Raw genomic sequence first — 9755 nt, forward strand, 5'->3', positions numbered from 1 at the left:
TTTATATATTATAACTTTATATAATCTATTACCACGCTTTTTAGGACTTTTTGCCTTTCTGTAGCAGATTTTCATCATAGGAGATTTCTCCTCACCCCCCTACACTTTTCCCAAGAGGTTCGTCGAAATGACATTTTTATAGTACGCTCGTTTACAAACGAGCGCAGGTTTTTAGTTTAATATTACGAAGCCTTAAACGCCGCAACTTCATCTTTCAATATTGCCAGCACTTCCGGCCTTACATTACCGAAGAAAGACACGCCCATCGCGCCATTTTTAAGCGCCACCTGTATACCGGTGCGAATTTCATCATCACTTTTAAAATCAGACAAATACAGACCTGCATACAGCGGGAACCTGCCTGCCAGGAAATGCACACCTTCAGCTACGGCGTTGCCTATCCAGCTTACGCCCTCCTTGTAAAAGCCGTGATATATCATGGGGCAAATGCCATCCATGTTCCAGTTTGTCCAGTCCTGCCTTACGTTGCGGCGGGCTACTTCGGGTGTTGGAAATACGGCTGCAGTTATTTGTTTTTTATGCTGATGGGCAACAGTCGAAATACCATTAACCACCCGGGTTATGTTATTATACCTGAACAAGCGCCATGAAAGGCTGGCTTCGGGGTATTGGATCTGATCGAGGTCCTGGTTATATTCTTCCTTGAATTTGGCTTTGCAAACATCGCAGTAGCAAAAATCATATTCGGGCAGCTCTTTGGTTTGCTCAATTTTATATTTATCCCAAAGGTTTACCGGTAACACCACATCGCAGTAACGCACGTAATCCAGGTGGATACCATCGATATAATCTTTAGCTAAAATATCATCGACAGTTTTGGTTAAATACTCCTGTACTTCGGGACGCGACGGGCACAGCCAGCGGTAATACTGCACATAAGGCGGATGATCGGCACATGATTCGCCTTTGCGGTTTTTGCTGTACCATTCGGGCTTTTCGTTTACCAGTTCGGCACGGTTAAAAGTCCAGATCCAGCGGTGGGCCTCCAGTCCTTTAGCTTTAGCGGCACGAAAATGGCGTTCGCTGTCGTTCTCGAAGAATATACCCGTTATCCCCGATGCTTTGTAGGAAGCATAGCGGGTGGCCAGATCATCATCTGTATCTTTGGGGTTAGGGTTGATCCATACCCAGTTCTTCATGGCTTTTTTCTTGCTGCTCTTGGCAGCTTCAACAGCGGCATTGCTTACTAAGGGCAACTGGGCAGCCACGCCGGCCAGTAAACCAGCCTTTAAAAATTCGCGCTTATTCATGGAGTTTTAGGGATTATCTGCTGCTGCACCAGGCCGTCCTGGTCAATTTTATAGGTTGCTTTGGTTTTAATATCAGCAATATAAGCTATAAACTGATGGGTAGTTGCTTCCAGCTTAAGCTCGTTGGCATGGCTCGCTACTGTCAGCTTATTTTCAACACCCAGGTTGTTTAACGAGGTGCAGTATTCATGATGATCTTTAAACCACCGCTTTTGCTTGTAATAAACCAGCCATAGGTATTTTTTTTGCTCTTCGGCATAAGGCATTTTAAACGTCGCGTCATCAGCCTCATGATCGCTGAAGAGGAGGTAGCCCCAGCGTTCGGGATAATGCATATTGATAAGCCCCTGGTTGCTCCAAACCCAGTTATGCTCGGGCAAGTTATGCCCGGTATTATCCTGTAGTTTCACATATTCGCCGTTCTGCACCTTCGTATCATACTGCACCCGCGAAAAATTGATACGCCACAAAGTACCATCCTTTATCACAGCGTGGTTAAAGCCACCGGCTATGGCTTTAAATGGGATAGCCATTTCAACCGTCCAGCCTTTATCCGTATCCGTAGGATCATTCAGTGTGCCCTCAACTTTTACCGCCGACCGTAAGCCGTGCGCATCCCAACCGGTTACCGCGGCGCCGTTGTTACGGTAGGGTTTGGTCAAAAACAAATCGAAAATGGTATTGAGGGCATTCACCTCAATTTCAAAATAACTATGCGTGCTGTTGGCAGGATCGATAAACAGCTCAAAATCATTGTCTTTGTAAACAATATCATCATGATGGCTAAGCGTAGCCCAAACATGCGGATCTCTGATGCGGGCTGCTACATACAGGCAGCTATCGTCCCAAAGCATTTTAACGTTGGTTTGCAGTGGTGGCTGCGGTTTGAGGCGGCCTTCAATATCCTGGAAATCCCGGGTCCATTTGGCCTGCTGCCATACAGCATCTTCCAGATCGCCATCAATTACCGGCGCTTGCTTTACATGTTTCGCAACATAGCCGTAAGGGGTGGAAAACAGATCGGGAAAGGCGCTGAAAGCATCCTGCGCTTTTGCAAGTCCCGGCAATACCAATAAAACGGCGACAAGGCCCGACTTAACAAAACAACCCGTTAAGATGCTTCCACATTTCATTTACTGCCTAGCGCTAAGATGTAATCAAACTCTTCGCGCTTTACCCCCATTACCGATAAACGCCCCTGCCTTACCAGGCCAATATCCTGTAATTTAGGGTCGGCTTTGATCTGCTCAAGGGTTACCGGGGTTTTCAGGGCTTCAACCGGGGCCAGGTCAACCACCACCCAATCGGTATCATCGGTTGTGGGGTCCTGGTAAGCTTCCTTAACAACTTTGGCTATGCCTACAATCTCTTTACCCTCGTTACTGTGATAAAATAACACCAGGTCGCCCTCCTTCATTTCCCTCAGGTTATTGCGTGCCTGGTAATTGCGCACACCATCCCAAAAGGTACGACCATCCTTATTGAATTTTTCCCAGCTGTATTTAAAGGGCTCACTCTTAACTAACCAATGTTGCATTTGTACGGTATAAATTTTTGTAACGTAAAAATGTAAAAAAGGGAGCGTAAACTAAAATGCGCTACAGGCAATACAGGGTATTGTTACAATGAAATTACGGGGTGGAGTGGTGAAGTAGGGGTTAATAAAGTCTTCACTTATTCATTACTGGTTAACAACTGGGTTAGCCTTTTAGCATTTTGTGCGTTGATAGTGTTTGTTAAAGGAACAGAAGTGTAAACAGCAATTCCCTGGTCATCATCGGGGTGATAGCTCAACAATAGTTTTACCGTGCGCGAATCCCACAGATAAACGTCCTGGTAATCATTTGGCTTTGCAGTGAAGGTACCGTACCAGTGCAAAAATTTACTGAGCATTTTATAGCCCTGGTTACGGTTAAAGAAAACATAAATATTTACTATTTTATTTTGCCATGTACGTACACAAATATGAGTTGCGGTTAGCCCGTCTTCCAGTTCCAGCTGCTTATCCGGATGATATTCATAGGTAACACAGCTATCCGCATCGGGCTTGCTGCCTTCTCCATCAATGTAAGTTAAAGCCTGTTCCTGCTCGCCGGTTAACAAGCCGCCCAGGTTAAACCCGCCAATTCCGTTGCGCGCCCTTAAATATGCCAGCGACCCGATTTTCGCCGCCTGCGAAAAACCCGGCGAATGTAAACACATGATGATCAAAAGCCCCGTAACTACTCTGTAGGGCAAGTAGCAAAAAAACTTAGCTTTCATATCCTTTTCCTTCGTTTCACAACGGCTAAGTTCAGCACCGTAACAAGGGGTACTTAAGCCATTGAGTAAAACGAATTTGGAGAAATAATCAGCTGATTATCAAACCGTAATAACGATTGTATCACAAATTGAGCTACCTTTACACTTTATTGCACAGATACTTGTTTACTTCTTTCGCAACAATGTATAATAAACCGCAAAAAACTTTTGATACTAATCAGTCAGCATATATTCTTTAAGCTTGGCCTGTAGTTTTATGGCCTGCGTAATGAGGGTTTTATCGTTGATATATTGTTCAAAAGCGACATCGGAGCCGATAAGGTTTTCCTTAAAAATGTCCTTAAATCTGGAGTATTTTAATGCCAGGTTCCACTTGTCTTTCAGATACTCAAAAACCTGTTCATCCTCGTCTTTCAGCATCGAATAATTAACAACTACAAATGCATCCCGGGGCAGTGTTTCAATACATTTTAAAATATCCTGGTTATAGGCTATCCAAACTTTCAGGTATTCGGTGGCATGATCATTATAAAACTGCACCATGCGGCGGCCGCGGCGAAATTTTGTCCATACCAGCCTTGAAAAATATTTACGCGCCATGTACCTGTTTTCCATCCACTTAAATTCACGCCGCAAAAGTGAACTAACTACCGACTGATAATCACGCATGATAACCAGGTAACAGGCATCGGGCAGCAGTTCTTTATATACATCCAGAAACAGGCAGGTCCGCGGGTCTTTCCAGCCCCATTGGTCGTATAACTGTTGTTTAACTTTAATAATGCTTTTAAGCTTTTCCCTTTCGTACAAGGTAAACTGGGCCACATGCTCAACCGTAAGCCCGGTTTTGGGCAGGTTATGGCCGGCCAGGATCTCTTCGTGCATTTTTAAAAATTCAATATCTTCAAAATGCCCTTCCACATTGCCATGGCCGCCGGGTACCAGTTTTTCGCCTGTTTGCAGGCCGCATTTGCTCAACCACTGGGTAATAAGCGAGGTTCCGGAGCGGTGCATCCCGGTAATAATCAGTACTCTTTTTTGCATAAAATCTTATAAGCGTCCTTTTTTGTCAGGTATAGCTTGGTATCTTAATAGTCTGCTTAACAGGATGCAGATTGTTTATAATATAATAAAGCAGTGAAGAGGTACTTTGTTGTATGGTATAATTGCAGGTATCAATGTATAGGTCGGGCTTAACGGGTACATCAAACCTATCGTTAATACCTGTCAGGTTGGGTAGTTTATCAGGATGCCCATCCGGCAGCAACGCCCTTTTGTACAGGCCTTTAGTATCGCGGCTTATCAACTTGTTTACGGGGCAATCAATGTGAACAATGCTTACATGATCATATTTTTCGGCAAGCTCCTGCCTGATATCATCATATGGATTTATAGCGCTCACTATGGTAACAATACCCTGAGCGCTGAAACGACTGGCTACAAAGCCCAGGCGGCGGATGTTCTCGTTCCGGTCTTCCTTACTAAAGCCCAGATCACGGCACAGTGCCGCACGGTATTCATCACCATCAATAATTTCAATTTTAATACCCAGGCTTGTTAATTCGGCGGCCACACTTTTTGCCAAAGTAGTTTTTCCCGCACCTGATAATCCGCAAAATAAAAGTATCATGCCTTAATTTTTTTATTTAGTATGCCTTATTGATCAGCTTAACATATTGCTTAGGATAAGTGAACTTAGGAAATTAATTGGCTGATGAATTTTGTTACATTGTAAATAATCAATTACATGCAACACTGAACAACGGAAAGTCAGGAGAAAAAAGTAACCAATACCGGCTAAAAATGAAGATTTAATGAATAAATGGATGTATACGGTCAAACACTAACCAACGCTACACTTAACAAAAATGTTACGTTATTTAATTTATCAGAAATGATTTTGGAGATTATTTGAGGACTCGTTTTTATGATATATTTACTGTGGGCTAAAGAACCTATCACAATAAACATGAACGAATTTTTACTTAACGGGGGTGCCTATGTTGGCAATACCAAAGTCTCCAAACCTTTTGCAGCTTTGAAAGCTGATACTTCTGTACTCAAGATTAACCTTGGTTTGTTAGGTCAGTTATTTTTCAACGCTGATGATATTGTTCAAATCGAATATGCATCCTCAATTGCCGGCAGCGGCATCAAGATAATACACAACGTATCGTCATACCCTAAAAAAGTTATGTTTACAGCAAACATGCCTTACAATGACATAATTGAAAACATAAAAGCAACAGGATTCTTTAATAAAACCGCCAATAACCAGGTACAATATTACCAGGTTAAGAAAATGCAGGGGCAGGGCAGAATACCATTTAAAACTGCAGCATTAATTGTGTTTTTAGCGGGCTGGAATATCCCTCTTATTGCCGGTTCTATAAAAGAAGGGTTTGGCCGTGCTGCAAATTATTCGCTCGTTTCACTCCTGTTCGTTTTTTTTATGATCGCACTGACACTTTTTTCACCGGCTTTCAGGGCATTAGTATTGAAAGAGGATAGAGAAATAAATGACCTGAAAAAGTCTTTATATTTCTTATGGTTTATTGTTACAATTGGCGGCCTCATGTATGCTATCATAAGCCGGGTACCTTTTAACAAATAATCATTAAAAAACTATTCAGCATCCTCGGCAACCGGCTCTTCTTTATCCGGCATAAAAAGTAAAACAAGCGCCCCTATTTGTAACAGGTCAATTATAACAGCGATGCAGCCTGCATAAAAGTTTGCCTTAAAAGTTGCGGGCAGATTTATAGCGTCAGGCGTTATAGTTAAGATTAATAAGCCTAATAGCAGCCATTTTGCCCATTTATAATCCCGCCTGATAAAGAAAGCCAGTAAAAGTAAAATGCCCAGCGCTATGCACGTTGCTAAAGCGATTTGAAAAGAAGCCGACCTTCCGCCGTTCAAATAATAATAAACCAGGTACAAAACCGCCGATACGCGGATCATGCCGGATGCTATATTGACTTTTGATTGCGAGGATAGGGTCATTTTAATCAGAATAAATCTTGCCAAAGATCATCATTAACTGCCGATACAGTATATAATTATTTTGTATTTTTGATAGATAACTTAAATCTGTCATGCAACGTATCCTGCTGTTTTTGTCTTTATTAGCATTCATTTGTTCTTGTAAAAAACAAGAAGCCTTACCGAATACTATTAAACCAACCGACACAAGTAAACATCCAGATAATGGGAACACCCCCGGTGGTAGTACACTGACCGATGTAAATAAAAAATATCAGGTATTGTTTACGGTGGCCGGTTTTACTAAAGAAGCAACTCCTATCATATCAGCTTTACAAACCAATGCGATAATACCAAACGTGGTTGTCTTACCATCGGATGATAAATATTATGCTAAGATCATGTATATTGTTTATGACAGCACAGGTACGCAGGTAAGCCGCCTGGAAGAAAACTTATCGCCAGAAGATAATGGTAAATTATTCAGGATTAATAAAAACTTCAGAAGAGAAATAAACAACTCAACACCTTTCGGAACCATAAAAGATTCGCTAAAAGCTGGCGATTACACTTTAATTATCACCGCCGGCACCCAAAAAGGTAGCTTAAATAAGCTGGGAGAATTTTGGCAAATACCTTCGCCCAACGGTTTATTTCCCGAGACTCCACTTTCCGATGCGAAATTTTTTCCCTCCGATGATCATAACGTTAATTACAACCTTATGGAAGATGCTTTCTTTTATAAATCTGTATTAAAAGTATCAAAAAACAATATAGAACAAACTATAGTTCCTGAACGCATAATTGGACAATTGTCAATAAACATTGAAGACCATACCCCACAAAAGGCAAGCTACTACCGAATCTATATCGATAATGAACTGTACGACTTTAGTATGGATAAAGCCCATGCCGAAGGAACAAGAAATAATTTGACCTCATACGTTACGAAAAACTACTCGGGTGAATCAAACTACAGTCTTTCATGTAAAGTACTAAACACCCAAACTCCTGTCACACTAAAAATAGAGGGTTATTCGGGCTTACAGTTATCCGTACGCAAAACAATCCCAAACATACGGATAAATAAAGGGGAAACCACTTCCATATCCACAAAACTATTCAGCAACAATTAGTTGTGAACTAATGCAGTATCTTAAACATCAGCTCCTTCATCAACTCACCGTGCGGCGCGTTTGATTCAACGCCTTTACTTTTCAAATCATATTCGCGCAGATAGCTGATCACCTGGAAAATTTTACCAAGCGGGTAGTTACGGGCGGCCTGCTCATAATCTTTAATAAAGTATGGGTTAACGCCCATTTCGCGGGCAAGGTTTTGCGGGGTTTTATCTTTTACGTAATGGTACACCAGCACCTTGCTGAAAAAGTTATTCAGGTTGCCGAGCACCAAAACAATGGGATTTGATTTGGGATTGGCTTCAAAGTAATTGATGATCTGGTTTACCTTGTAAGCATCTTTTTTGGTGAGGGCTGTTTGCAGCTCAAATACATTGTACTCCTTACTGATACCAATATTATCCTGGATATGCTTCAGGGTAATCTCCTGCCCGGCGCTAACATTCAGCATCAGTTTTTCGAGCTCGTTGGCAATTTTAGCCAGGTCGTTGCCCAGGTACTCGGCAATCATGGCCGATCCCTGCTGGTTCATTTTGTAGCCCTTCTCGCTTACATAACCTTCAACCCAGGCCGGCACCTTATTATCATATAAAGTAGCCGATTCAAAAATAAGCCCGTTCTTTTCTATGGCTTTGTATGTTTTCTTGCGCTTATCAAACTTGCCGTATTTGTAACAAAAAACAAGAATAGTACTTGGCAGCGGATTTTCAAGATAGCTCAATACAGGGTCGATGCTTTTCTTGTTATCATCGTCCTTCCCCCATTTCATGTCCTGTGCCTCTTTTACCAGTACCACCTGGTAATCGGCCATCATGGGGTAACGCTTGGCGGCATTGAGCACGGTCATGATGTCGGTATCCTTGCCGTAAACCACGGTTTGATTGAAGCCACGCTCATGCTCGGGCAACAAGTGATGCTCAATGTAATTGCTTACCAGGTCGATAAAATAAGGTTCTTCCCCATGCAGCAGGTACAGCGGTTTAAACTTACGGTTCTTAAGGTCCTTTAATATCTCGGCAGCAGTCATATTTCGCAGTCAAAAGTACTAAGTCGAAAGTCAAAAGTGGAATGTATTTTTAATTAGGGCGATGCAATGATATAAACAGGAAAATTGCTTTTAAAATCTATGTTGACATGAGGCGAATGGATAAGAAATTTTTACACTATTTTTTTCAAATTAATCGAATTACACGAATTTTAAATTTATGTAATTGAAAAATTGGTGTAATTCGATTAATTGTGGTAAGAATGAAGATAATTCGTGTGGAAATTTTATTGCTATTTTTTCAATGCATCGAATTACCTCAAAGGCGATTTCCCTGATAATATATTTATTAATTTTGAAGCCCGACTCAAGACTCATAACTTTCGACTTAAGACTTCGCAAAAATGCTCCAACCGCTTAACCTGCCACCCTACCCTTTTAAAATAAGCGACGATAACGGCATACTGACCCTTTTTGACGAGATCCGTAAGAAAACCATCATCATTACACCTGAAGAATGGGTACGCCAGCATTTTGTACAATACCTCATCAAACAAAAAAACTATCCCCGCTCGCTGATTAAACTGGAAGGCGGCCTTAAACTTAACACCCTGCAAAAGCGCACCGACATAGTGGTGTTTAATCCCGACGGGCAACGCATTTTAATGGTTGAATGTAAAGCCCCATCTGTAACTATCGATCAAAAAACATTCGATCAGATTGCCCGGTATAATATGGTTCATAAAGTATCCCTGCTGGCGGTGAGCAATGGCCTGCAACACTATTATTGTACTATAGATCATGAAAAATGTACTTACCGGTTTATTGAAGAGTTGCCGGGGTATGTGAAGGGCTGAAGCTGTCTGAACTCGAATTAAACGAATTTGAAGAATTTATGGAATGTGTATAGCATTTTCTGCCCTCACTGGCGCAAGTCTTGAGTGTAGGGTAGCGCTATGGCTGACTTGTAACTTCTCCAATTACCAATCAATCATTCCTCCTAAACAAATACTGCGGGTTGATTTGTCTTGTCCTGAAATAGGTTTACACATCAGTAAACAAAAATGGAAAGATATTCAAAAGTGTATGGGAGTAAATGGCAGAGCCAGTACAGTG

Annotated in this window: 11 protein-coding genes; 3 read left to right on the forward strand and 8 right to left on the reverse strand. The window is 41.7% G+C overall.

Annotation, left to right across the window (positions count from 1 at the left end):
* Positions 1-182: 182 nt before the first annotated feature.
* The 6 genes from FHW88_RS29860 to cysC all read right to left on the reverse strand — a co-directional run bounded on the left by FHW88_RS29860 (position 183) and on the right by cysC (position 5163).
* Complete coding sequence (locus FHW88_RS29860; RefSeq protein ID WP_176629121.1) at positions 183-1271, reverse strand: family 10 glycosylhydrolase; 1089 nt, start codon at positions 1269-1271, stop codon at positions 183-185.
* Positions 1268-2404, reverse strand: a complete 1137-nt coding sequence (locus FHW88_RS29865) for a carbohydrate-binding family 9-like protein (protein WP_176629122.1) — start codon at positions 2402-2404, stop codon at positions 1268-1270. Before FHW88_RS29865 ends, FHW88_RS29860 begins: the two co-directional genes overlap by 4 nt.
* Positions 2401-2808 (reverse strand): EVE domain-containing protein, encoded by a 408-nt coding sequence (locus FHW88_RS29870; RefSeq protein WP_176629123.1) that lies wholly within the window; start codon positions 2806-2808, stop codon positions 2401-2403. Before FHW88_RS29870 ends, FHW88_RS29865 begins: the two co-directional genes overlap by 4 nt.
* Before the next feature lie 137 nt (positions 2809-2945).
* A complete protein-coding gene (locus tag FHW88_RS29875; protein ID WP_090528074.1) occupies positions 2946-3533 on the reverse strand; it encodes a hypothetical protein in 588 nt (195 codons plus the stop codon).
* A gap of 213 nt (positions 3534-3746) precedes the next feature.
* A complete protein-coding gene (locus FHW88_RS29880; protein ID WP_176629124.1) occupies positions 3747-4577 on the reverse strand; it encodes a sulfotransferase in 831 nt (276 codons plus the stop codon).
* A gap of 25 nt (positions 4578-4602) precedes the next feature.
* Positions 4603-5163, reverse strand: coding sequence for an adenylyl-sulfate kinase (cysC, locus tag FHW88_RS29885; RefSeq protein ID WP_176629125.1), 561 nt, complete (start codon positions 5161-5163; stop codon positions 4603-4605).
* A 339-nt stretch (positions 5164-5502) separates the two neighbouring features.
* Here cysC and FHW88_RS29890 point away from each other — a divergent pair, with 339 nt between their 5' ends.
* Positions 5503-6147, forward strand: a complete 645-nt coding sequence (locus FHW88_RS29890; protein ID WP_176629126.1) for a hypothetical protein — start codon at positions 5503-5505, stop codon at positions 6145-6147.
* A gap of 11 nt (positions 6148-6158) precedes the next feature.
* On the opposite strand, the gene FHW88_RS29895 is transcribed toward FHW88_RS29890, so the two are convergent.
* On the reverse strand, positions 6159-6536 hold the full coding sequence (locus FHW88_RS29895) for a hypothetical protein (protein WP_176629127.1): 378 nt from the start codon (positions 6534-6536) through the stop codon (positions 6159-6161).
* Between the two features lie 92 nt (positions 6537-6628).
* Between FHW88_RS29895 and FHW88_RS29900 the strand changes: the two genes are divergently transcribed.
* Positions 6629-7651: a hypothetical protein gene (locus FHW88_RS29900; RefSeq protein ID WP_176629128.1), complete on the forward strand. Its 1023-nt coding sequence runs from the start codon at positions 6629-6631 to the stop codon at positions 7649-7651.
* A 7-nt stretch (positions 7652-7658) separates the two neighbouring features.
* On the opposite strand, the gene holA is transcribed toward FHW88_RS29900, so the two are convergent.
* Entirely contained in the window at positions 7659-8681 is a 1023-nt protein-coding gene (gene holA / locus FHW88_RS29905) for a DNA polymerase III subunit delta (protein WP_176629129.1), read from the reverse strand.
* Positions 8682-9043: 362 nt separating this feature from the next.
* Between holA and FHW88_RS29910 the strand changes: the two genes are divergently transcribed.
* Positions 9044-9496: a type I restriction enzyme HsdR N-terminal domain-containing protein gene (locus FHW88_RS29910; protein ID WP_176629130.1), complete on the forward strand. Its 453-nt coding sequence runs from the start codon at positions 9044-9046 to the stop codon at positions 9494-9496.
* The last annotated feature ends 259 nt before the right edge of the window (positions 9497-9755 follow it).

This window comes from Mucilaginibacter sp. SG538B, assembly GCF_013376065.1.
Classification (GTDB): Bacteria; Bacteroidota; Bacteroidia; order Sphingobacteriales; family Sphingobacteriaceae; genus Mucilaginibacter; species Mucilaginibacter rubeus.

Excerpts from the sequence above, each read along its gene's own strand:
- FHW88_RS29860 (WP_176629121.1), bottom strand. The coding sequence starts at position 1,271 with ATGAATAAGCGCGAATTTTTAAAGGCTGGTTTACTGGCCGGCGTGGCT.
- FHW88_RS29865 (WP_176629122.1), bottom strand. The coding sequence starts at position 2,404 with ATGAAATGTGGAAGCATCTTAACGGGTTGTTTTGTTAAGTCGGGCCTT.
- FHW88_RS29870 (WP_176629123.1), bottom strand. The coding sequence starts at position 2,808 with ATGCAACATTGGTTAGTTAAGAGTGAGCCCTTTAAATACAGCTGGGAA.
- FHW88_RS29875 (WP_090528074.1), bottom strand. The coding sequence starts at position 3,533 with ATGAAAGCTAAGTTTTTTTGCTACTTGCCCTACAGAGTAGTTACGGGG.
- FHW88_RS29880 (WP_176629124.1), bottom strand. The coding sequence starts at position 4,577 with ATGCAAAAAAGAGTACTGATTATTACCGGGATGCACCGCTCCGGAACC.
- cysC (WP_176629125.1), bottom strand. The coding sequence starts at position 5,163 with ATGATACTTTTATTTTGCGGATTATCAGGTGCGGGAAAAACTACTTTG.
- FHW88_RS29890 (WP_176629126.1), top strand. The coding sequence starts at position 5,503 with ATGAACGAATTTTTACTTAACGGGGGTGCCTATGTTGGCAATACCAAA.
- FHW88_RS29895 (WP_176629127.1), bottom strand. The coding sequence starts at position 6,536 with ATGACCCTATCCTCGCAATCAAAAGTCAATATAGCATCCGGCATGATC.
- FHW88_RS29900 (WP_176629128.1), top strand. The coding sequence starts at position 6,629 with ATGCAACGTATCCTGCTGTTTTTGTCTTTATTAGCATTCATTTGTTCT.
- holA (WP_176629129.1), bottom strand. The coding sequence starts at position 8,681 with ATGACTGCTGCCGAGATATTAAAGGACCTTAAGAACCGTAAGTTTAAA.
- FHW88_RS29910 (WP_176629130.1), top strand. The coding sequence starts at position 9,044 with ATGCTCCAACCGCTTAACCTGCCACCCTACCCTTTTAAAATAAGCGAC.